The organism is Pseudomonas sp. Irchel s3h14, from assembly GCF_900187425.1.
GTDB lineage: Bacteria > Pseudomonadota > Gammaproteobacteria > Pseudomonadales > Pseudomonadaceae > Aquipseudomonas.
Genome location: NZ_FYDJ01000029.1, coordinates 1 through 22,196 on the forward strand (window position 1 = coordinate 1; position 22,196 = coordinate 22,196).

Below are 22,196 nucleotides of genomic sequence, written 5' to 3' on the forward strand. Positions count from 1 at the left end.
GCAGGTTGCGCAGGATCGGCGACGGCGTGTGCGTGCCGTAGTAGCCCTGGCCGATGTAGGTCTTGAACAGCTGGTTGTTGCCGGCGATGGACTTGATCAAGGCCAGGGCATCGGCTTCGCTCAGGCCATCTTCGAGGCTGAGGACGCTGGTGCCCTTGATGCTGTCGGGGATGACGCTGGCGCTCAGGGCTTCCAGCGAGTCGAAGCCGAGGCTGTTGAGCATGGCTTGCTCGTCGCCGGCACGCGGGCCGATGTGGCGGGCGATGAATTCGTTGCGGGTGTCGAGGAAGTTAGTCATGCAGAAGTCCTCAAGCGTCGTGGGTCAGGCGCTCGTAAGCGGCTTGGTCGAGCAGGGCGTCCATTGCACGCGTGTCGCTGGGGCGCATGCGGAAGAACCAGCCTTCCCCCAGCGCGTCTTCGTTGATCAATTCGGGGGAGCTTTCCAGCGTCGAATTCACCTCGACCACTTCGCCGTCCAGCGGCATGTACACGCTGCTGGCGGCTTTCACCGACTCCAGCACCGCCACCTCATCGCCAGCGCCGAAGGTACGCAGTTCAGGTACCTGAACGAAGACCACGTCACCCAGCGCTTGCTGGGCATAAGCGGTGATACCCACGGTGATCAGGCCATCGCTCTCAAGACGCAGCCATTCGTGATCGACGGTAAAACGCAATTCGCTCATATCAACTCCTCATTGTTCAGACTCATCCACTGCTGGTGGCGGATGGCGATTGGCAGGCTCGTGTTGGGCAACGAGCGTGGCTTGAGGGTTGATAGCAAGGGCGGTGCCAATCTAGTTAATTCATTATAGATCAATAAGTTGATGAGATTTCTGGATGATTAGCGGATTGCGTCCGTATTGAAATCAATACAGATATCCACGGAGGAGGGGACTTAGTGCGGGCCAGCCGAGCCGCAGGGTTTTGTCTTGAATTCGATACGCCGTATCGATTTGTAGACAGTCTGAGGTCCAAGTCAGTCCTCAGGGTCAAGGGCAACGCGATCCGTAGCAGCTGCCGAAGGCTGCGTTCGGCTGCGCAGCAGTCGTGAGATCAGGCAATGAGGTGCGTCAGTAATATCGAGTAAGCCGGTTTTACGACTGCTTCGCAGCCGAACGCAGCCTTCGGCAGCTGCTACAAGTTTGCGTTGTTGCTGGCATCACACCTTTGCGGGAATCCCGTATTTACGCAGGCGGATAGCGATTGCACTGTGCGAGGTTTGCAGGCGGGCGGCGAGTAAACGGCTGGAGGGATAGCTGCTGTAGAGCTGTTCCAGCAGGTTCTTTTCAAAGCCTTCGACGGCATCCTCCAGGCTGCCGACTTCACCGTCGTTTCGTCGCTCCACCGCCGTTCTGGCGATGTCGAGGTCGTCGATGTCCACCAACGGATTTTCGCAAATGGCGGCGGCGCGAAAAATCACGTTCTGCAGCTGCCGCACATTGCCCGGCCAGCGGTTGCCGAGCAGCGCCGGATAGGTCCCGGGCGCCAGTCGACAGACCGGACGCTGGATCTGCGCGCAGGCCTGCTGCATGAAATGGTTGGCCATCAACAGGATGTCGTGGCCGCGTTCGCGTAACGGTGGCACTTGCAGATTGAGTACATTGAGACGGTAGAACAAGTCCTCGCGAAAACTGCCTTCGCTGACCATTTTCTCCAGGTCACGGTGGGTCGCGCTGAGGACCCGCACGTTGACCCTGACCTCACGATCGCCACCCACTCGACGGAAGCAGCCATCGCTTAAAAAGCGCAGCAACTTGGCTTGCAAGTAGGGCGACATTTCACCGACTTCGTCGAGGAACACCGTGCCCTGGTCGGCCAGCTCCACCAGGCCGAGTTTGCCACCCCGTTGTGCGCCGGTGAAGGCGCCCGCGGCGTAGCCGAACAGCTCGCTTTCGGCGAGGCTCTCCGGCAGTGCCGCGCAGTTCAGGGCCAGAAAGGGCGAGTCATGCCGGGCGCTGATCGCGTGGCAGGCACGCGCCACCAACTCTTTGCCGGTGCCGGTTTCACCCTGAATCAGCAACGGTGCATCGAGCGTTGCAACACGCTGGGCGCGGGCCTTGAGCGTACGAATCGCTGGAGATTCGCCGAGCAGCGCATCGAAACCTTCGGCATGGTCATGATGCAGCGCCGAGAGCCGTTCACCGATGCGGTTCGGGTGATACAGGGTCAGCAGGGCGCCGGCATCGGTGATCGGCATGGCGTCTAGCAGCAGCGTCTGGCCACCGAGGCTGACCTCGTGCATGGGCAGGCGGTAACCGTGTTCGATCAACGTCTGTTGCAAGGAGGGATCATCGAAGAGTGCCGTCAGCGGTTCACCGGCGGGCTCCCGGCCGTACAGCGAAATCAGCGCCGGGTTGGCCAGCAGCACATGACCGCGCTCATCCACCGCCAACACCGGGTCGGTGCTGGCCGCGAGCAAGGCATCGAGTTGCAAGCGTCGGCGTTGCCCCGGGAGGATGTCGACCATCGTCACCGCTTGCACGCCCCGCACACCAAGAAAGGCCTCGCGCAACTCCTCCAGAACATCGGCGCCGAGGGTGGGCGCATCGATGTAAACGTTGGGCGGCACCATCTCGACGGCATCCAGATTGAAACGGCGCCCACCGAGCAGGGCCAGCACTTCCTGGGTGATGCCGACGCGGTCGATGAAGGTGACGTGGATGCGCATAGGGTGGCCTGCAAGGGTTGCGAACAGAATGAGTATGACCGGCACCAACTGTGTCTGTCAGGTGTTGCCGGTGGTGCGCGAACAGGCGGCCAGATCCTCAAGGAACGCCTGAAGGATCGGCGGCGGGGCAGTGCCGCGTCGGGTGATCACGTCGAACGGCGACATCAGTTGCAGGCTCGTCGGTGCCAGTTGGTGCATCTCACCGGTCTTGATCCACTGGGCTGCGAAGTGCATCGGCAGAAAGCCCAGGTAGGCGCCGGAGATCAGCAGAATCGCCAGCGCTTCGATGTTGTCCACGGTCGCCGCGGCCTTGCTGACGCCCAGGTGTTCCAGGTCGTACTGCTGCATGTAACCCCTGACGACAATCCGGCTCGCGGCAATCTCTTCGAGCAGTTCGTCGCCCTCGGTCTTGCTGCCATACAGCGGATGCCGCCGTCCGCAATACAACCCCAGTGCTTCCTGATACAGCGGTGTATGCAACAGGCCCGGAACGTGAATCGGGAAATGCCCGATGGCCAGGTGCAGTCGACCGTCGAGTACGCGTTCTTCCAGTTCGGCCGGGGTGCCGACGTACACGTTCAGATGGACGTCGTGCCCCCTCGACACGAAGCGCTGGGTGGTGCGCGGCAATGGAGAATCGGGATCGGTAATGGTGGTGTCGATGATCCCCAGATTGAGCTTGCCGCTGATGTGCTGCTTGAGCACGTCAGCGTCCATGCAGAAATTTTCCACCGCCGAGAGCAGGCGCTGAGTGGCTTCGTGGATCGCCACGCCTTGCTCGGTCAGGCGAAAGCCGCTGCGCCCGCGTTGACAGAGCTTGACCCCCAGCCGGGTTTCCAGATGAGTCATCTGTTCGCTGATGGTTGATTGGCCGGCATTCAACGCCGCCTGCGCGGCAGAGAAGCCGCCGCACCTGACAATCGTGGCAAACACCCTGAGCAGTTTCAGATCGACATCGTGCAGCTGGATCACCTTGAACCTCCCGCGTGTGGATGCATCGGTAATGCCGATATGAGTATCTGATGTTTAGCATTTTTTCCACGAAAACCTGCGCCCATAGTCATTCCAACGGCGGTCGCCTTCCAAGTCCGCTAGCTGATAACAAGAATTGGAGATGCCTGAAATGTCGAACAACGGTTATGAATCCGGTCGCCTGAACCTGCCATTCGTGGGTCACTGCACCTTTGGCAAATCCCCGGTGTGCACCGATTGGGATGCATTGGATGCGGACGTGGCGGTCCTCGGCGTGCCCAACGACATGGGCACCCAGTGGCGTTCCGGCGCACGCTTCGGACCACGCGGCATTCGTGAGGCATCGACCCTGTTTTCCTTCGGCCATGCCGGCGCCTATGACCACGAAGATGACGTCATGTACCTGACCGCCGCTGACGTGCGCATGGTCGACGTCGGTGACGCCGATATCGTGCACACCGACATGGTCACCAGTAACGAGAACACCGAATACGCCGTGCGCAAGATTCTGGATGCCGGTGTCATGCCGGTTGTACTCGGTGGCGATCACTCGGTTCACGCTCCGGTGATCAAGGCGTTCGAGGGCCGTGGCCCGATTCACATCATCCACTTCGATGCGCACCTGGATTTCGTCGATGAGCGTCATGGCGTTCGCTACGGCCATGGCAACCCACTGCGTCGCGCGTCCGAAATGAACCACATCGTCGGCATGACCCAGATGGGCATCCGCAACGTGTCGTCGTCCAATCGCGACGACTATGAAGCCGCCCATGCGGCCGGCTCGAAGATCCTTTCGGTCCGTGATGTGCGCCGACTCGGCGTCGAAGGTGTGCTGGCGTTGATCCCGCAGAACATCAACTACTACATCACCATCGATATCGACGGTTTCGACCCGTCCATCGCACCCGGCACCGGCACCCCAAGCCACGGCGGCTTTCTCTATTACGAAGTGTTGGAAATCATCCAGGCCCTGGCCAAACGCAGCCAAGGCAACATCGTTGGCATGGACCTGGTCGAGGTTGCACCGGTCTATGACCCTTCCGGCATGACCTCGATTCTGGCGGCGCAACTGCTGCTCAACAGCATCGGTTTCATCTTTCATGAGCGGGCTCAAGCGCGGAACGCCATGAGCGAAACCACCACGGCCACGGCGTGATCTGACCGCCGCACAGAGGGAATGAAAATGGACACGATCGTTAAGCAGTATTTGCAGAAATTCGGTGTATCCGAAGCCACCCAGACCTTCCTCAGCAAGGTTCAGAAAATGTTCATCGGTGGCGCCTTTGTCGAGGCCAGCGACGGGCAGACGTCCGATGTTATCGAGCCGTCGACCGAGGGCCTGATCACGCGTATTCCGATGGGCACCACACAGGATCTGGATCGCGCCGTGCAAGCCGCTCGCGCACAGTTTGACGGTGGCGCCTGGCGCCAGGCCAAACCGGCGGAACGCGAGCGGATGATGCAACGCCTGGCGGACCTGATTGAAAGCAACGCCGCCGAACTGGCGGAAATCGAATCGATCGACATGGGCAAGTCAGTCGCCTTCGCGCGGGATGTCGATATCCAGGGCACCGTCGATACGCTGCGTTACTTCGCCGGCTGGGCGACCAAGCTGCATGGCCGCACCGTTGAACCGTCGCTGCCGGGCAATTACCTGGCCTATACGCGCAAGGAAGCGGTGGGTGTGGTCGGGGCCATCGTGCCCTGGAACTTCCCGCTGCAAACCATGGCCTGGAAGCTCGGCGCGGCACTGGCAACCGGTTGCACCGTAGTGGTCAAACCCGCCGAACTGACCTCACTGTCAGCCTTGCGCTTTGCTGAACTGGTGCAGGAAGCCGGCATCCCGGACGGGGTGATCAACATCGTGACCGGACGCGGCAGCGTGGTCGGTGCGGCCATGGCCACGCACCCCGGTATCGACAAGCTCACCTTCACCGGCTCGACCCCGGTCGGCCGTACCGTCGGCCGCGCCGCGCTGGACGAAATGAAGCGACTAACCCTAGAACTCGGAGGAAAATCACCGGTAATCGTATTGGCCGATGCCGACGTGCCGGCCGCCGCCCAGGCCATTGCCAACGGCGTGTTTTTCAACTCCGGTCAGGTGTGTGATGCCGGTACTCGCGCCTACATTCATCGCAGCGTCTACGACGAATTCCTGCGCGAACTGATCGCCTACACCCGCACGCTGAAAATCGCGCCGGGTCTGGATCCAGACTGCTTCATCAGCCCGTTGGTCTCGGCGTTGCAGAAGGAGCGAGTGACCGATTACATCGAAACCGGCAAGCAAGAGGGCGCCGAACTGGTCTACGGCGGCCAGCCTGTCGAAGGCCCCGGTTTCTTCGTCGAACCGACCATTTTTGCCCATTGCCGCAACGACATGCGCATCGTCCAGGAAGAGATCTTTGGTCCGGTGCTGGTCACCGCACCGTTCGACGATGAAGAAGAGGCCTTGGCCCTGGCCAATGACTCGCCTTACGGCCTGGCGGCCGCACTGTATTCCAATGACCTTGGAAAGGTGCACAGCCTGATCCCACGGTTGAAAGCGGGTTCGGTCTACGTCAACGCCCACGGCACCCTCGACCCGTCGATGCCGTTCGGTGGCTACAAACAGTCCGGATTCGGCAAGGACCTGGGCGCGGAGCAGCTCGATTACCTGCTCGAGACCAAGGCGGTCTGGATCACACTTCCCTGAGTCAAGGCTGACTCAATCCCTGTGGGAGCTCGCTCCTACAGGGGCGTTCACCCAAAACAACGCAGTTATCTCGTCATGATCTTCCAACAATAAGAGACCATCATGAACACTAACGCCAAGTCAGCCCTGAGCGTGTCGGTCCTGGACGACAAACCCGTCGTCGAAAGCCATTCGATTGATTTCATCCCGGAGAACGAGCGCACCGATAAACTGTCGAGCCAGGGCCCGTTCTGGTTCCTCGGCAATTTCACCTTCTTTACCATGACCATCGGCTTCGTCGGCCCGAGCGTCGGCCTGACCGCGCTCTGGACCACACTCGCCGGCACGCTGGGCATCATGTTCGGCACGTTGTTCATGGCCTTTCACGGCTCGCAAGGCCCACACCTTGGCCTGCCGCAGATGATCCAGTCCCGTGCGCAGTTCGGCTATCGCGGTGTGATCCTGGTGCTGCTGGCGACGCTGTTTGTGTTCGCCGGTTTCAACATCGTCAACCTGGTGTTGATGATGCAGGGGCTGCACACGCTATTTGGCTTCAACCCCGCGGTGATCGCGGTGGCGGTGACGATACCGGCGGCTGTATTGGCGATTCTCGGGCATGACTGGATGCACCGCAGTTTCAAATGGGCGTTGTATCTGTCGCTTCCACTTTACGGCCTGGTGACGTTGGCGGTGCTGATGGGCTGGGTTCCCGATGCCCCGGTGCCGGTACTCGCGGCCGGTGAAGTGGCCCCGGCGCCGCTGGGCTTCAACTGGACCGGTTTCATCGCCCAGTTCGCGGCAGCGGCGAGTTACAACATCGCTTACGCCCCGTATGTATCCGATTACTCGCGTTACCTGCCGAAGAACACCTCCAGCGGCAAACTGATCGCCGTGGTGTTCCTGGGGGCCTCGTTGTCCGGCGCATGGATGATTTCCGTCGGTGGCTGGCTGGCCGACCACCTGCATTCCACGGACGTGCTGGTGGCCCTAGGGCAAGTCGGCAACACGGTGTCGCCGCTGATGGGGACCGTGGTAGTGGTCGTCACGATCCTGGCGTTCCTGCCGGTCATCGCCATGAATATCTACAGCGCGAAGTTGACCACGCTGACCTGCGTCGACTCGATCAAGCACATCGAACCGACCCGCAAGGCACGGATTCTGGCGATTGGTTTTGTGATCCTGCTGCAACTGGGCGTGGCCCTGAGCATTCAGAGTTCGGGCAAGGGCCTGTCGGTGTTGGGCATCTACCTGGTGGTGATGCTGTACTTCCTGGTGCCATGGACTTCGGTCAACCTGACCGACTACTTCTTCGTCCGCAAGGGTCGCTACGCCATCCCGCACTTCTTCATGCCCCACGGCAACATCTACGGTAGCTGGGGCCTGCGCGGCATCGCGGCGTATGCCATCGGCTTCATCTCGATGATCCCGTTCTTCTACATCTACGACGGCGTTGAACAGCGTGAGGTCTATGTCGGCCCGCTCGCCAAAGCGCTTGGCAGCATCGACATCGCCTGGCTCGTCGGGCTGATCGTGTCGGGGCTGGTGTACTACTGGTTCAGCCGCTCGATCGACCTCAAGCGCGAAGAAATCGTCATCCAGCACATCGAAAAAACATCCCCGCAATACACCACCGGCGACACGTTGACCAAGCCGTCGTTGCCCGTTCTCAACGAATCGGCGGTCCGGAGATAATCATGGCTACGCAAAAATACGACTACATCATCATCGGCGCCGGCTCGGCAGGTTGTGTGTTGGCCAACCGCTTGAGCGAAGACCCGGCCACCTCGGTACTGGTGCTTGAATTCGGCGGCAGCGATCGCAGTGTGGTGATCCAGATGCCGAGTGCCTTCTCGATCCCGATGAACACCAAGAAGTACAACTGGCGCTACGAAACCGAGCCAGAGCCGTTCCTCAACGGACGTCGTATCCACTGCCCAAGGGGCAAGGTGCTCGGTGGCTCGTCGTCGATCAATGGCCTGGTGTACATCCGTGGCCACGCCTATGACTTTGACGAATGGGAGTCCCTCGGTGCAGAGGGTTGGGGCTACCGCAATTGCCTGCCTTACTTCAAGCGGGCCGAGCACTACGAAGAGGGCGGCGACGGCTATCGCGGCAGCACCGGCCCCTTGCACACCACCAACGGCAATCACATGAAAAACCCGTTGTATGGGGCCTGGGTCGAGGCCGGCGCAGAAGCGGGGTATATCAAGACCGATGACTGCAACGGTTACATGCAGGAAGGCTTCGGCGCGATGCACATGACGGTGAAAAACGGCGTGCGCTGCTCCACGGCCAACGCTTACCTGCGCCCGGCCATGGGACGTCCGAACCTGACCGTGATCACCCATGCAATGACTCGCCAGATCATCCTTGAAGGCAAGCGAGCCGTCGGCGTCATGTATGACCATGAAGGGCAGACCCATCAGGTTTATTGCAACCGTGAGGTGCTGATTTCCTCGGGTCCCATCGGTTCGCCGCACCTGTTGCAACGCTCCGGTATCGGCCCGGCCGAGGTCCTGCGCAAAGCCGGAATTGGCGTGCGCCATGACCTGCCGGGAGTAGGGGAGAACCTGCAGGATCACGCCGAGGTGTACATCCAGTTCGGCTGCAAGGAGCCGGTGACGCTCAACAGCAAAATGGACCCGCTGAGCAAACTGTTGATCGGCCTGCGCTGGCTGTTGTTCAAGGACGGACTCGGCGCCACCAACCATTTCGAGGCCGGTGGCTTCATCCGCTCGGACAAGGGCCTGCGCTGGCCGGACATTCAGTTCCACTTTCTGCCCGCGGCCATGCGTTATGACGGCAACAAACCGATCAAGGGCCACGGCTTCATGGTGCTCACCGGGCCGAACAAACCGAAAAGTCGCGGTTATGTTCGGGTGCGTTCCGCTGACCCTTACGAGCATCCAGAGATTCAATTCAACTACCTGCAACGCGAAGAAGACCGCGAAGGCTTCCGCCGCTGCATCCGCCTGACTCGCGAGATCATCGGCCAACCGGCGATGGACCGCTTCCGCGACGGCGAGATTGCGCCCGGGCCACAGGTGAACACCGACGAAGAAATCGACGCCTTCGTGCGTGCAAACCTGGAAAGCACCTACCATCCTTGCGGCTCATGCCGCATGGGCGAGGACGAGATGGCAGTGGTTGATTCCGAGCTGCGTGTGCGGGGCATCGCGGGTTTGCGGGTGATCGACTCATCGGTGTTCCCGACCGAGCCAAACGGCAACCTCAATGCACCGACCATCATGCTGGCCGAACGGGCCTCCGATCTGGTTCGTGGGCGCACCATGCTGCCAGCGTCCGATGCGCCCGTCGGGCTTGTCCAGGATTGGGAAACCAGCCAGCGATCATCGTTACCAGGGCGCAATGTGAGGGTTTAAACCCGACGGGTTAATCGCTTAGGGGAAGACATGTAAAACGGGCGCCTTCAGGGCGCCCGTTTTTTTACTTTGTTGCACGTACAGGCGCTAGCTCATTTCAACACCAGCAGGCGATAAACCCCGCCCTCGCTTTCGATCCCATGGGTGTCATGGGTGAAACCCGGGAAGGATTTGTCGAAGGCTTCCAGCGCCTTGAGATAGGCCAGCAACGGCCCGTCCGCAGCCCCGGCGTTTTCGCCCGGCATCAACAGTGGAATGCCCGGTGGATACGGCACGATCCCGGTCGCGGCGATGCGTCCGGCGGCTTCTTCGAGTGTCACCCGTTCGATTTCGTTTCTGACCAGTTTTTCGTAGGCCTCCACCGGGCTGAATTCGGCTTGCGGCAGTGTGCCGAACGCCTGGGACATGTTGGCGGTGGTTTTGTGTTTCTTCATGGCGGCGAAGATTTCGTCGGCCAGGTCCTTGAGGCCCATGCCGGCGTAACGAGTCTGATTGGCGGCCAGCAGATCCGGCAGGCACAGTTCCAGTTCGACGTTGTCGTCATAGTCGCGTTTGAAGTCGAGCAGGGCATTGAGCAAGGTGCCCCATTTGCCTTTGGTGATGCCGATCGAGAACAGGAACAGGATGGTGAAGTCGGTGGTTTTCTCGACCACGATGCCCTGACGTCCCAGGTAGGCCGTGAGCACACAGGCCGGGATGCCAGAATCAAGCAGTTTGCCGTCGTCGCCCATGCCGGGGCTGAGCACCGAGACCTTGATCGGGTCGAGCATGCAGTAGCCTTCTTCGATGTCACCGAAGCCGTGCCATACCGCGTTGGGATGCAGAACCCAGCAGTTCGGCTCGGTTTTCAACAGCACCGGGTCGACTTCATGGAACGGCACGGTGGCCGCGCCAACTTGCACGGTCGGCGGCTGCCAGCAGGTAAAGAACCAGTCATCCTTGCTCAACATCTCGTTGTGCATGCGCGAGACGACCTGGCGGAAACTGATGGCTTCTTCGATCGATTCGGTGGTGAGGATTTGCCCGCTGGGCGCTTCCATCATCGCCGAGCTGACGTCGCACGAAGCCATGATTGCGTAGTTCGGCGAAGTCGAGGCATGCATCATGTACGACTCGTTGAAGCGCCCGTGTTCGATCGGGTTGCGGCCGTTACGTACGTGAATCATCGAGGCCTGGGAGAGGGCGGCCAGCAACTTGTGGGTCGACTGGGTGGCGAACACGGTAGGCTTCGAGTCGTCGTGATCGTCCGGGCTGCCGTGCATGGCGTGACGCTCGCGGTACAGCGGGTTGAAACGCGCATAACCGTACCAGGCTTCATCGAAATGCAGACGATCGACGCTTTGCCCCAGCAACTCTTCGACGCGGGTGACGTTGTAGGTCAGGCCGTCGTAGGTGGAGTTGGTGATGATCGCGTGGACAGGTGTCGGGTCGATGCCTTGCTTGACCAGCGGGTTGCTGGCGATAGCGGCATTCACGCCTTCGGCGCTCAGGGTTTGCGGCAGGATCGGGCCGATGATGCCGTAGCGGTTACGGGTCGGCACCAGATAGGTCGGAATGGCCCCGGACAGGGTCATCGCATGCTCGGCGGACTTGTGGCAGTTGCGGTCGCACAGGGCGATCTGATTGCGTGTGACGCTGGCCATGAGGATGACGCGGTTGGACATCGACGAGCCGTTGGTGACGTAGTAGGTGCGGTGGGCCCCGAACACCTTGGCGGCGTAGCGCTCGCCCTGGCCGATGGGGCCGCTGTGATCGAGCAGCGAACCGAGTTCACCGACTGAAATCGACAGGTCCGAACGCAGCAGGTTCTCGCCAAAAAACTCGTAGAAGGCGCGCCCCGCGGTGCTCTTCAAAAACGCTGTGCCGCCGGCATGACCAGGGGTGTGCCACGAGTATTCATAAGTCCGGGCAAACTTCACCAGCGCACCGAACATCGGAGGGAGCGCGGCTTGGCGATAACGTTCGATGGCCGCCAGGATGCGTCCGCTGAGGAAGCGGCTGGTGTCCTCGGGCAACCAGATGAAGTCATCGGCGTGCTGCATGACCACCAGCGGAATGTTCGACGCGGTACTGCGGTCGCTGATCAGGAAGACCGGCACCCGGGTGTTGCGCTCACGCAGGCTGACCAGCAATTTGATGCATTCCTCGTGGCCTTCGCTTTTGTCCATTTCCCAGCTGAGCAGCACGCATTGAATGGCGGGGTCCGAACACAGGATCGACGTGGCGTCGCTCAAGGTTTCCGATGCCAGCACCCGGACGGCGCGTTCCTCCACATCGTTGATCAACTGATGCAGGGCGCGACCAAAGACGGTGCGTTTGTCCGGCGGACTGCTGACCAACAGCGTGAGCATTCCGAGCGAATGTCTATATTCCGTCATGATTAAGCCTCCACTTTTACTGCTTGCAAGTTATTGACCGGCACCGGCTCGCCCGTGATGTGCTGGGCGCTGACGGTCTGTGTCGGTACGCTGTTATTGAGCGCTTCGAGACGGATCAGGCGGTTGTTGACGAAGCCGAACAGCGTGTATCCGAAGATCGTTGCCACGCCGCCGAGCATCAGTGCCTGCGCGCCCGAACTGTACAGCGCCAGGTAGCTGTAAGCCGCTGCCACCCACGCAATGATGTTGGTTATCAGCGCCGCGCCCGCCGGAACGTTGGATACCTTTTGAATGGTCATCAACGCGGCCATGGAGAGGATGTAGGGCACCAGGTTGGTGACCACCGCGAGGTTGACGAGTGTGTCGAACTGCTTGCTCAGGTCAGGGCTGATGGTGAGAAAAGCCAGCGCCGTCTGCACTGCCAGCAGCACCAGCATGCCGACAATCGGGGTTCCGGCCTTGTTGGACTTGGCGAAGATCGACAGGAAGTAACCGGTGTCTGCCGAGCTTTTGTAGACCTGAGCGATGGTGAATTGCCAACCCAGCAGCGAACCGATGCACGCCATTACCATCGCGGCCATCACAATGTCGCCGACCAGAGGGGTGAACATCTTGGCAAAGACCAGCCCGAACGGTGCGGTTGAGGAGGCCAGTTCCGGGTTGTCGACGATACCGGCGATGACGTTGGTGGAGACGATGTAGATCACCGCCGCGCCGAGGGTGCCGCCGAGTACCGCAATCGGTACGTTCTTCTCCGGATTTTCCACGGCATCGGTGTTGGCGCACGCCGACTCCAGGCCGAGGAACGCCCACAAGGTGATCGCCACCGATGCACCTGCAGCTTCGAACCAGCCCATGTTGTGGGGGTTCCAGCCGGCGGCGTAGACACTGCTGTCAAACCAGTACCAGCCAATGGTGGACACCAGCACCACCGGCGCAATGACACCCCAGACCGTGATCGAACCGATCCGGCCGGTAATCCGCGCGCCACCGAAGTTGGCGAAAGTGGTGATCCACAACAGAGCGATGGTTGCCAGACCCACTTGCAGTGAGCCCAGTTCAACTTGGAACAGCTCCTGGATATAGCCGACCGCCGTAATACTGATCGCCACGTTGGCAATCAACAGCGAGAGGCCGTAGGTGTAGTTCGTGATGTAGTTGCCCGCCTTGCCGAAGGTGTATTCGGCATAGCCGCCCATGCCCCCGGTCTTTCGGCTGAGCATCCCGCAGCGCGCAAAGGCATAGGCCAGCGCCAGGGAGCCAGTGGCCGTGATCAGCCAGGAAAGGATGGAAATACCGCCGACTTCGGCAAGTTTTGTGGGGAGCAGCACAATGCCGGAGCCCAACATGTTGACGGCTGTCAACATCGTCAGTTGCCCCACTGTCATTTTCTTTGCGGCTGACATTCCGTTGCCTCATTCGTTGGCGGGATAGAGTGTTAGCTATAGCAAAGGTTTGAAATGTCGCAAGAAATGTCCGTAAGACACGGAGAAAACAAGCTATAGCGCATTTAAGGCATTTTGCTGGCCCCGAAGTCTGAAAGTTTTGACCAAAATCAATTTATTTTCAGATAGTTAGGATTGAATGCAAATGCGGAATGTGATGGTTGCGCTGATTTCATTAGGCCTGGCGAGCGTTGCCGCCTCTGTCCAGGCCAAAGAGCTGGCATCGAATGATCGTTATATTTGCAGCTGGGGTGCAGGTACTGCGGCGAGAGCCCAGGAACTCAAGCTGTCCGGAGTTTCACTGTATGCAGCGCGGCAAAAGTTACATACCTACAAGTTCAGCAAGCCGTGGATGCACATGATGGCGATGGGCATTACCGAGCAGACCTATGACAGTCATTCGCGGATGAAGCCCGCAGCCCTGCGCGAGAGCTTTTACGAGGAGTGCGTCCGGTACAAGTTGGCGCGCAAATGACGAGGGCGGTCCGCCACAATCACCCGGACGCGGCTCCTGCGCCGTGCCGGACTGGTTACGTCAGGCATTGGGTACTTCTGACCTTCCCTAAAGAGAGAAAACTATCGAGTTCTTCTCAGGTTCTTTGCCTTTAACCTCCTGAGCATACCCATTACCGGCCGCAGGAGAGGCACCCTGTCAAAGATGGAAAGCTCATGCAGGTCCGTCCGCGAGGGCCTTTGATAGCCACAATTCCAGGTGAAATAGTAAGCCAGAATTTCTTTATTCTTATGAATAAGCGTATTGAGAGCAGCGTCATAATGCATCGGACCTCCGTCAGGATGTCCCGGTGGCCGCTCCAGAATCTGGAATAAAAAATCCCTCAATTTCCCAAAGCATTTCCCGTTTACAGCATAGAAATGGGCTAAATATATTGGCCGGTCGACTGCTTTCCAAGCGGGCAAGTTTGAATTCTCTTCAAACGGATGCCCAAAGTAGACGATGTCCCACTCCATACCTTCCAGAGACTCGATCGCCTCTCTCCCATATTCAGAAATATGTCTGGAAAACTGTATGTCGTCCTCCATGATCAAGATATTTTTCAAGTTCAGGCGCATTGCCTCTTCCAGCACCCCCAGATGACTTAAAAAGCAGCCTCTGACCCCGACGCTCGGGAAGCCATTTCCCTCACTGGGCGTAACAGCCTCAAAAAAGCCTATTTTTTCATCATCAATGTGAAAGCCGTTGCGAGTGAATTCTTCTACTGTTTCTAATCGGCGATCCTTTCTTGACGAGATATTGATAATTCTTACTCGATCAAAATATTCGATCACATTCATCTGTCAGGTCCTTAGCGCAGACAATCAGGGCAGTTGGATTGGCCGGATTGCAGTATAGGCAGCATTTCTGGATGAAGTTTTAGTCTCGTAAATCGGCGTGCGCCAGCTCTTCGGCGGGGTGCAGAGCGAAGTCTTCAAGGTCTCCTATACTGAATCGTTCCGAGAGTTTCCCTACCCTTCACAGCGAGGAGAACGCACATGACCATTCGTATTGGCGACGAAGCACCGGATTTCACCGCCGAAACCACCGAAGGCACGCTCCATTTCCACGAATGGATTGGCGACAAGTGGGCCATCCTGTTCTCACATCCGAAGGACTTCACCCCGGTCTGCACCACTGAACTCGGTTATATGGCCGGGCTCAAGCCGGAGTTCGACAAACGCAACACCAAGATTGTCGGTCTCAGCGTCGACCCGGTCGGTAACCATCAGACCTGGGCCAAAGACATCGAAGAAACCCAGGGCCATGCGGTCAACTACCCCATGATCGGCGATGAGAATCTGGTGGTGGCCAAGCTCTACGACATGATTCACCCGAACGCCAGTGGCGGCGCTCGTACTGCCGTGGACAACGCCACGGTGCGTTCAGTATTCATTGTCGGCCCGGATAAAAAGATCAAGGCGATGCTGGTCTACCCGATGAGTGCCGGGCGCAACTTCGATGAAGTGCTACGGCTGCTCGATGCTATTCAGTTAAACGCCAAGCACACGGTTGCCACACCGGTGAACTGGCGTCCGGGTGAGGACGTGATCATTCCTACGTCGGTATCCGACGACGACGCAAGGAAGAAGTACCCGGATGGCTTCAAGACGGTGAAACCTTATTTGCGTACGGTGGCGCAACCGAAGTAATGGTCAGTCATTCATCCTGTCTTCAATCGCGATGCCTTTTGCGCGCATTGCATTGATCTGCTCGGCGCGGGTGCCTGGGAGGTTGAGCATGGTTCCCTGGCGCAGCGCCGAGACTTCTACAGTGTTCCAGGGCTGAGAATGCACGGGGAGCCTTTACCCGCCATGCCGTCTTCATGCGTCAAAAACTCTCGGCCGCACGCCCATGCGTGAAGCTATTTCACATGGATAGAATTCACCGGACTGGCGTGCTGGCTGTGTCGTTATTTTGACGCCATCCTCCCTAAATGAAATTTCGATTTATTGTTGTGACGGACCATTGACGTAATAGCGATGTGCTTATAGGCTCAATTTAGCCGATAAAGATTCCTTCAACCGCCAAAAGAATAACCCCCTGCGCAAGGAGGCGGTGTTATGCGCTCAACACTTGTCCTTAAATTTGTGTTGTTGTCTGTGATCCTGAATGGTGCAGCCGTTGCTAGTGCTCAGGTGACCAGTTTGGCCTATGAGATTAGTCGCATAAGCAGCGCTTGCGAGGAGTTAGGGCCTCAACTTTGTAAGGCTCTCAAAGAGCACGCGGGTGGCGCACTGCTTACTTTTGGAAAGAGCCTTGGCTTGCCTTCGTTGATCACTGGTATTTACGTCGATGATGCCCATTCTGCGAAAGTTAACAGTGTCATACATCACGCTGACTCGGGCGTTGATGTATCCGTCAATTCTTCTTCGCGTGACGGATTAATGGCGGCGGTTGAAAATAAGAAACTCAAGAATGATTCACCTCTCCAGGATAAAAGTTTGGTAAGGGTATCTGATATAAACCAACCCAATGCAGTACCGCTTTATGCGGCAGCATGGTTATTTTCTTCCGCGTTGATTGGTTTTATTGTGGTCGCCAACCGACGGAAGATATAGGGGGTGGTTGTTAACGTTTTCGGCAATAAGGGCTGTTAGACGGTCACTCTGATGGCTGGCTGGATACACGACTTTATGTATTGTTTTTGCGGATAATACCGGTCTTGCAATGATGCTTGGTTTGTAATTGTTGATATCAGTTAGTTGCGCTGGCAAACATAGCCATCGTCGGGTTGACAGTGTCGCAGTTGAGCCAGCTCAAGCGGGCATGGTGTAGTTAATATTGGCGCGTAATACATCGGGGGCAGCTTGCTTGCTCCAAGTCATTGTTAAATAAAACGATTCTGCTGTTTTGCACTAACGTTCCGATTTCGAGTGTGTTGCATTGGCGGAATTGACCGCCCAGACGCTCAAGGGGAATGCTGTTCAGGCATTTCTTTGGCGTGAAATAGGCTAGAGTGATTTGACTTGGTTTTTTTGTTCTAGACTCCTTGCATGGCTACTAAGACGGAGGGATCCCGATGTTCCGTTCATTGATACCTGTGCTCTGCGCGCTGGCCGTTTGGCCCAGCATTTCCAATGCCGTCGAAAACGACCCGACTTACCGGCTGAGTCCGGGAGATAACCTTTCTATTTCCGTTTGGGGCGAAGACAAGCTCAAACAGGATGTACGCGTGCTCCCCGATGGCAGCATTACCTTCCCGCTGGCAGGGCAAGTCAATGTTGCGGGGCTTGATGCCACCGCTGTCGCGAAGCAAATCGCTGTCAAGCTTGAGGCTTTCATACCTGATCCGCAGGTGAGCGTTGTCGTCACCGGCACCGAAGGTAATCTCGTCTACGTTCAGGGCAAAGTGCTGAAACCCGGCACCGTGCATATGTCAGGTCAGACGTCAGTACTGCAGGTAATAAGCATGGCGGGCGGGCTCGACAAATTCGCCGATAAAGACGACATTAAGGTCGTGCGACTCAACGGGGCTAGACAAGAGATCCTGCGCGTCAACTACAGCAAGTTGATGTCGGGGGATGACATGTCCACCAATTTTCTACTTAAAGCCGGCGATACGCTGGTCGTGCCTTAGCCTTGCGCGAGGCACTAAGGATTATCTTGCTTGGATTTCGAACGACCGGGGTTGCGACGGCAATCCTGGCTTTGTCGTGTTCGGACATGGCCTATGCCGCTACTTGGCAATCAGCAATAGCAGTGCCTTCGACGGTCGAGTACGACAGCAACCCACTGCTGCTCACGAGTGATGAGAAGGGGGTGACCCGTACCATCATCGCCCCCGATTACAGCCTCGTGGGTACTTCCGGACGGGATGAGTTCCAGTTCGGTCTCGGGGTAAATATCGTGCGTTCGTCGGATACGTCGATCGTTTCGGACCGTGAAGATCCCAGATTAAGGTTAGGGTGGCAGCGCGAGACCGAAACGGGTGCTTTTGGACTCACGGCGAGGTATGAAGAAAACTCTACGCTTTCCACGGTGGTTCAGGAAACCGGCGTAGTTGCCTCTGATGGCACGCAAAAGATGTATTTGGTGGGCGGCAACTGGAGCACTGCTCTCAGCGAGCGAAGTACCCTGGTTAACGAGACTGACTACACTCATGTCACTTACGATGTTGATTCACTGACCGACTATGACGAGCTGGCGACCCGCTTCAGCTGGAACTATGCATGGAGTGAGCAGGTCGAGCTGTTCACCCGTCTTGGCGTGAGGCGCTATGAGCCGGAGGAGGGGTCTGGGGTGGCTTCCTCAAACAGCTACACCCCCACGGTCGGCTTGAATGTCCAATTCTCCGAGCGGCTTAGGGGGACGGCCTACGCGGGTCTCAACCAAGTCTCCGGCACCGGTAGCGGCCCCAAAGGCCAGGGCGGTTTAATGTTGCAATATGCCGGTGAGCGTATTGATACCAGCATCGACGCCAGTCGTAGCACTCTCGCCAGCGGGGACGGTGGTTTCGTCGAGGTGGATGCCCTGAGGGGTACATGGAGCTATGCCATCGACGAGACCCGGCGCACCGGTTTCGATGCTTCCTGGCAAGACGCCAAAGGCCGGACGCCGAATACCCTGCAAAATTACAGTGCCTGGTTTAGTCAGGAACTCTCGCCTTTTTGGATTGCACGCCTATCCTACACATACAAACAACGCCAGCAAGATGGCTTGCCGGATGCCACTGCAAACGTCGTCGGGTTGACGCTGACCTATAGTTATCCCGGTCTCTGACATTCAGCTGTGTGAGAAATATGACCTCTGAATACGAAATGTCGTTCAACGACTACCTAGCTATCATCAAGCACCACGCCCTGCTGTTGATCGTGAGTTTCGTGGTCATACTCGGCGTGTGCATAGCGGTAGCGATTTCTCTTCCGCCTACCTATGAGTCATCCGGCACGATTCTGGTGGAGTCTCAGCAGATTTCGCCAGACTTGGTGGCGGCCAACAACAATACCTTTGCCGATGAGCGCATCGAAGTCATTCGCCAGCGCGTGATGACCCGTGAGCATCTGGAAGGGATCATCAACAAGTACAATCTTTTTGCTTCGCAAAGTAGGCAACTGAGCGTTACCGAGAAGATCGAAGAAATGCGCAATGCGATTGTGGTCTCCCTGGTCAGTGCTGCCGTCAAGGGGCGCGGAGAGGTGACGATTGCTTTCCGTCTTTCCTTTGAACACAGGCAGCCAGAGATTGCGAACAAAGTCGCCAAGGAGCTGGTGACGCTGTTTCTGGATGAAAACATCAAGCAGCGCACCGAACGCGCCAGTGAAACGACAGAGTTCCTGACGCAGGAGGCAGACAAGCTCAGGGTGGAACTGGAAGCCCTGGAGAACCGGTTGGCGGACTTCAAACAGGCACACAGCAACGCGCTGCCCGAGCATCAAGAGCTGCGCATGAATATGTTGACGCGCGCCGAAACCGAGCTCAAAGAGGTCGACCGTGACTACAAGACTGCCCGTGAGGAGTTGCGCTTCAATGAGTTGGAGCTTTCCGCCGCGAATGCCGGGCTAGCGATCAGGCCTGGAGCACCCGGTGCGGCAGTTGATAAACCACAGGATCTGGCTAGCCTCAAAGCGGAGTACACCCGGTTGCAGTCGCTGTACACGCAAGCCCACCCCGACGTGCGTGCCGTCAAACGCAAAATTGCTGCACTTCAGGCTGGCAAAGGTGCTGATGGTGCAGCGGCTTCGGTCAATCTGGACGTTGCCAGGGCTCAGGCGCGGATCTTCGCAGCAGAAGCACGTATCAAGTCGCTGGCCGATCAAAAGCAGCAAATACTCGGAAAAATAGCCGAATACGAGGCACAAATTATTGAGACGCCGCAAATCGAGCGCGGCTTGGTCACGGTGATGCGTGACCATGATAATGCTCGTAAAAAATATGAGGAGATTCGCACGAAGGAAATGGGTGCGAAAATTTCCGAGAGCCTGGAGCAGGAAAACAAAGCCGAGCGTTTTGTTCTTCTGGAGTCGCCGCTGATGCCCGAAAAGCCGGTACGGCCGAACCGTAAAAAAGTGGTTGCCATGGGTTTCTTGCTTGCCCCGGTGGGTGCTGGCGCGCTGGTGATGCTCCTCGAGATGATGAGTCAGCGTGTGCGCGGCGCCCAGGCCTTGGCCAGCGTGCTGGGTAGACGCGTATTGGTTTCCATTCCCTACATTCACACCAAGGCTGAACTGGCACGCCGCAGGAAGTGGCGAACGCTATTGATCGTCTGTGGAGCCGTGACAATCGCGATCTTTCTGGTGCTCCTGCACTTCCTCTACATGCCTCTGGATCTACTGATGTTTAAAGCTCTGGGCCGGTTTGCATAAGGAATATAGCCATGGAAATAATCAATTCCGATACCGAAAAAGCCGAGCAACAGACCTCGTCAAAAGCCATGACACCGACCGCGCAGTCCACAGGACTGAACGCACTCAGTTATGTGCAAACCAAGGTTGTACCTTTGCGACCAGATCACCTTGAGCGCAACCGCATTGTGGCTTACAACAAAAATTCGAATATGGGCGGGGCATTCGACCTACTGCGTACACAAGTGCTAAAAATCATGGAAGAAAATGGCTGGCGCACGCTCGCCATCACCTCGCCGACTCCGGAGGCAGGCAAGACGGTGTTGGCTATAAACCTGGCAATGAGTATCGCGCATCACACGACCAAGACGGCGTTACTGGTGGACTTCGACTTGCGTCGTCCGAAGGTGGGTGAGTATCTGGGTCTGCCGATGGATAAATCGCTTAATGAATTGTTGGCAGATGAAGCTGAATTGCAAGAAGTACTGGTCAATCCGACCTTGCCGCGCTTTGTGGTCCTGCCGACGCGTGAGCCGATTCCTCTTTCCACCGAGGTGTTGTCATCGCCTGCAGTGAGCCATTTGATTGCTGATCTGCGCGAGCGCTACAACTCACGTATCGTGATTTTTGACTTGCCGCCATTGTTGAGTTCGGATGATGTGATTAACGTCTTGCCCAGGTTCGACTGCGTCCTGCTCGTTGTCGCTAATGGATTGAACAGCAAGAAAGAGATCGAGGAAAGCCTGCATCATCTTGGGACTGCCAATCTGATTGGCACGGTGTTGAACAAAGCCGAGCCCGAAAACCGCACTTACTACTAGAGCATCACCCGCAGGAGGTCGGCGCTATTGGCTGGCGCCGACGTTCAGTGCCAAGGGTACTTCTGCTCCCAGCTCCAGGCGTGCGCCACTATCTGTTCAAGTGAGCCAAATTGCGGTTGCCAGCCAAGTAATGTGTTGGCCCTGCCGGGATCGGCCACAAGGCGTGGTGGATCGCCCGCGCGACGTGGCGCTTCGCTGACAGAGATATCCTGGCCGGTCACGTAGCGCGCGGTGTCAATCACTTGCTGTACTGAGAAACCTTGACCGTTACCGAGGTTGAACGCCGTGCTTGCACCCCCTGCCAGCAGATAATCCACGGCAAGCGCGTGAGCGGCAACCAGGTCGACAACGTGGACGTAGTCGCGAATGCAAGTGCCGTCAGGTGTGTCGTAATCACGGCCATAGACGGTGATGGTGGCGCGCCGTCCGGAGGCTGCTTGCAGGATCAGGGGCAGCAGGTGGGTTTCCGGTTCATGGCGTTCACCTAACTGTCCTTCAGGGTCTGCTCCGGCGGCGTTGAAGTAGCGTAGGCAGACCGATTTCAGCCCGTATGCGCGGTCGAAATCTTCAAGCATCTGCTCCACCATCCACTTGCTGCGTCCATAAGGGTTGATCGCGGCCTTGGGATGCTTCTCGTCGATCGGTACATACACCGGGTCACCGTAGACGGCGGCGGTCGAGGAAAAAATGAAGTGTTTAACCCCGGCGCGAACCATCGCCTGGAGCAGCGTCAGGGTGGCAGCGAAGTTGTTCTGATAGTATTTGGCAGGTTCGGCGACGGATTCGCTCACCTGTATAAAGGAGGCGAAGTGGAACACGGCATCGAAGTGGTGTCCCGCAAACAGGACGTCCAGCGCCTGTTCGTCGGCTATGTCCAGTTCGACCAATGTCCCGCCCCTCAACGCGCTGCGATAACCCGTTGAGAAATTGTCTGCCACCACAAGATCGTGACCTGCACTCAGTAGCTGCTTCACCATGTGCGAGCCGATATAACCCGCGCCACCCACCACCAAAAATTTCATCCTGATCTCCGACTATTGCTGTGCAAGCACAGGTTGCAACGTCAGTTCGATCCGCCTGA

General features: G+C 57.7%; 18 protein-coding genes and 1 pseudogene. 11 read left to right on the forward strand and 8 right to left on the reverse strand.

Going from position 1 to position 22,196, the window contains the following annotated elements:
• From CKW16_RS29195 to CKW16_RS29210, 4 genes and pseudogenes are all read right to left on the reverse strand, one after another.
• Positions 1-298: pseudogene (locus tag CKW16_RS29195) on the reverse strand (glycine dehydrogenase (aminomethyl-transferring)); the annotation flags it as partial.
• 10 nt (positions 299-308) lie between these two features.
• Positions 309-683: a glycine cleavage system protein GcvH gene (gene gcvH, locus CKW16_RS29200; RefSeq protein WP_095132834.1), complete on the reverse strand. Its 375-nt coding sequence runs from the start codon at positions 681-683 to the stop codon at positions 309-311.
• Positions 684-1,159: 476 nt separating this feature from the next.
• Positions 1,160-2,668 carry a sigma-54-dependent transcriptional regulator gene (locus tag CKW16_RS29205; protein WP_095132836.1) on the reverse strand — a complete coding sequence of 503 codons (1,509 nt, stop codon included), beginning with the start codon at positions 2,666-2,668 and terminating at the stop codon, positions 1,160-1,162.
• Positions 2,669-2,725: 57 nt separating this feature from the next.
• On the reverse strand, positions 2,726-3,640 hold the full coding sequence (locus CKW16_RS29210) for a LysR family transcriptional regulator (protein ID WP_095132838.1): 915 nt from the start codon (positions 3,638-3,640) through the stop codon (positions 2,726-2,728).
• A gap of 151 nt (positions 3,641-3,791) precedes the next feature.
• On the opposite strand from CKW16_RS29210, the gene speB reads away from it, so the two are divergent.
• From speB to betA, 4 genes are all read left to right on the forward strand, one after another.
• Positions 3,792-4,796, forward strand: a complete 1,005-nt coding sequence (gene speB / locus CKW16_RS29215; protein ID WP_095132840.1) for an agmatinase — start codon at positions 3,792-3,794, stop codon at positions 4,794-4,796.
• Positions 4,797-4,823: 27 nt separating this feature from the next.
• The gene (locus CKW16_RS29220; RefSeq protein WP_095132842.1) at positions 4,824-6,332 is read left to right on the forward strand and encodes an aldehyde dehydrogenase; all 1,509 of its coding nucleotides are present in this window, start codon (positions 4,824-4,826) and stop codon (positions 6,330-6,332) included.
• Positions 6,333-6,434: 102 nt separating this feature from the next.
• Positions 6,435-8,003, forward strand: a complete 1,569-nt coding sequence (locus CKW16_RS29225; RefSeq protein WP_095132844.1) for a cytosine permease — start codon at positions 6,435-6,437, stop codon at positions 8,001-8,003.
• Between the two features lie 2 nt (positions 8,004-8,005).
• Positions 8,006-9,694, forward strand: coding sequence for a choline dehydrogenase (gene betA, locus CKW16_RS29230; RefSeq protein WP_095132846.1), 1,689 nt, complete (start codon positions 8,006-8,008; stop codon positions 9,692-9,694).
• 92 nt (positions 9,695-9,786) lie between these two features.
• Here betA and CKW16_RS29235 read toward each other — a convergent pair whose 3' ends face one another.
• On the reverse strand, positions 9,787-12,072 hold the full coding sequence (locus CKW16_RS29235; RefSeq protein WP_095132848.1) for an Orn/Lys/Arg decarboxylase N-terminal domain-containing protein: 2,286 nt from the start codon (positions 12,070-12,072) through the stop codon (positions 9,787-9,789).
• Positions 12,073-12,074: 2 nt separating this feature from the next.
• Positions 12,075-13,478, reverse strand: coding sequence for a putrescine-ornithine antiporter (gene potE, locus CKW16_RS29240; protein WP_095132850.1), 1,404 nt, complete (start codon positions 13,476-13,478; stop codon positions 12,075-12,077).
• 184 nt (positions 13,479-13,662) lie between these two features.
• On the opposite strand from potE, the gene CKW16_RS29245 reads away from it, so the two are divergent.
• A complete protein-coding gene (locus CKW16_RS29245; RefSeq protein ID WP_008146735.1) occupies positions 13,663-13,992 on the forward strand; it encodes a hypothetical protein in 330 nt (109 codons plus the stop codon).
• Positions 13,993-14,093: 101 nt separating this feature from the next.
• On the opposite strand, the gene CKW16_RS29250 is transcribed toward CKW16_RS29245, so the two are convergent.
• Positions 14,094-14,810 carry a glycosyltransferase family 25 protein gene (locus tag CKW16_RS29250; protein ID WP_095132852.1) on the reverse strand — a complete coding sequence of 239 codons (717 nt, stop codon included), beginning with the start codon at positions 14,808-14,810 and terminating at the stop codon, positions 14,094-14,096.
• Positions 14,811-15,008: 198 nt separating this feature from the next.
• On the opposite strand from CKW16_RS29250, the gene CKW16_RS29255 reads away from it, so the two are divergent.
• The 6 genes from CKW16_RS29255 (at position 15,009) to CKW16_RS29280 (ending at position 21,115) form a co-directional block, all read left to right on the forward strand.
• Positions 15,009-15,662, forward strand: a complete 654-nt coding sequence (locus tag CKW16_RS29255) for a peroxiredoxin (protein WP_008155786.1) — start codon at positions 15,009-15,011, stop codon at positions 15,660-15,662.
• A 411-nt stretch (positions 15,663-16,073) separates the two neighbouring features.
• Positions 16,074-16,571 (forward strand): hypothetical protein, encoded by a 498-nt coding sequence (locus CKW16_RS29260; protein ID WP_095132855.1) that lies wholly within the window; start codon positions 16,074-16,076, stop codon positions 16,569-16,571.
• A 461-nt stretch (positions 16,572-17,032) separates the two neighbouring features.
• Positions 17,033-17,590: a polysaccharide biosynthesis/export family protein gene (locus tag CKW16_RS29265; RefSeq protein WP_095132857.1), complete on the forward strand. Its 558-nt coding sequence runs from the start codon at positions 17,033-17,035 to the stop codon at positions 17,588-17,590.
• A gap of 86 nt (positions 17,591-17,676) precedes the next feature.
• On the forward strand, positions 17,677-18,732 hold the full coding sequence (locus CKW16_RS29270) for a hypothetical protein (protein ID WP_371918060.1): 1,056 nt from the start codon (positions 17,677-17,679) through the stop codon (positions 18,730-18,732).
• Between the two features lie 20 nt (positions 18,733-18,752).
• Positions 18,753-20,315 carry a lipopolysaccharide biosynthesis protein gene (locus tag CKW16_RS29275; protein WP_095132860.1) on the forward strand — a complete coding sequence of 521 codons (1,563 nt, stop codon included), beginning with the start codon at positions 18,753-18,755 and terminating at the stop codon, positions 20,313-20,315.
• Positions 20,316-20,383: 68 nt separating this feature from the next.
• A complete protein-coding gene (locus CKW16_RS29280) occupies positions 20,384-21,115 on the forward strand; it encodes a CpsD/CapB family tyrosine-protein kinase (RefSeq protein ID WP_256580558.1) in 732 nt (243 codons plus the stop codon).
• Positions 21,116-21,159: 44 nt separating this feature from the next.
• On the opposite strand, the gene galE is transcribed toward CKW16_RS29280, so the two are convergent.
• Positions 21,160-22,137, reverse strand: coding sequence for a UDP-glucose 4-epimerase GalE (gene galE, locus CKW16_RS29285; RefSeq protein ID WP_095132866.1), 978 nt, complete (start codon positions 22,135-22,137; stop codon positions 21,160-21,162).
• Between the last annotated feature and the right edge of the window lie 59 nt (positions 22,138-22,196).

Excerpts from the sequence above, each read along its gene's own strand:
- CKW16_RS29225 (WP_095132844.1), top strand. The coding sequence starts at position 6,435 with ATGAACACTAACGCCAAGTCAGCCCTGAGCGTGTCGGTCCTGGACGAC.
- CKW16_RS29250 (WP_095132852.1), bottom strand. The coding sequence starts at position 14,810 with ATGAATGTGATCGAATATTTTGATCGAGTAAGAATTATCAATATCTCG.
- speB (WP_095132840.1), top strand. The coding sequence starts at position 3,792 with ATGTCGAACAACGGTTATGAATCCGGTCGCCTGAACCTGCCATTCGTG.
- CKW16_RS29205 (WP_095132836.1), bottom strand. The coding sequence starts at position 2,668 with ATGCGCATCCACGTCACCTTCATCGACCGCGTCGGCATCACCCAGGAA.
- CKW16_RS29245 (WP_008146735.1), top strand. The coding sequence starts at position 13,663 with ATGCGGAATGTGATGGTTGCGCTGATTTCATTAGGCCTGGCGAGCGTT.
- CKW16_RS29280 (WP_256580558.1), top strand. The coding sequence starts at position 20,384 with ATGACACCGACCGCGCAGTCCACAGGACTGAACGCACTCAGTTATGTG.
- CKW16_RS29235 (WP_095132848.1), bottom strand. The coding sequence starts at position 12,072 with ATGACGGAATATAGACATTCGCTCGGAATGCTCACGCTGTTGGTCAGC.
- CKW16_RS29270 (WP_371918060.1), top strand. The coding sequence starts at position 17,677 with ATGGCCTATGCCGCTACTTGGCAATCAGCAATAGCAGTGCCTTCGACG.
- CKW16_RS29255 (WP_008155786.1), top strand. The coding sequence starts at position 15,009 with ATGACCATTCGTATTGGCGACGAAGCACCGGATTTCACCGCCGAAACC.
- CKW16_RS29220 (WP_095132842.1), top strand. The coding sequence starts at position 4,824 with ATGGACACGATCGTTAAGCAGTATTTGCAGAAATTCGGTGTATCCGAA.
- potE (WP_095132850.1), bottom strand. The coding sequence starts at position 13,478 with ATGTCAGCCGCAAAGAAAATGACAGTGGGGCAACTGACGATGTTGACA.
- CKW16_RS29265 (WP_095132857.1), top strand. The coding sequence starts at position 17,033 with ATGTTCCGTTCATTGATACCTGTGCTCTGCGCGCTGGCCGTTTGGCCC.
- CKW16_RS29260 (WP_095132855.1), top strand. The coding sequence starts at position 16,074 with ATGCGCTCAACACTTGTCCTTAAATTTGTGTTGTTGTCTGTGATCCTG.
- galE (WP_095132866.1), bottom strand. The coding sequence starts at position 22,137 with ATGAAATTTTTGGTGGTGGGTGGCGCGGGTTATATCGGCTCGCACATG.
- betA (WP_095132846.1), top strand. The coding sequence starts at position 8,006 with ATGGCTACGCAAAAATACGACTACATCATCATCGGCGCCGGCTCGGCA.
- gcvH (WP_095132834.1), bottom strand. The coding sequence starts at position 683 with ATGAGCGAATTGCGTTTTACCGTCGATCACGAATGGCTGCGTCTTGAG.
- CKW16_RS29275 (WP_095132860.1), top strand. The coding sequence starts at position 18,753 with ATGACCTCTGAATACGAAATGTCGTTCAACGACTACCTAGCTATCATC.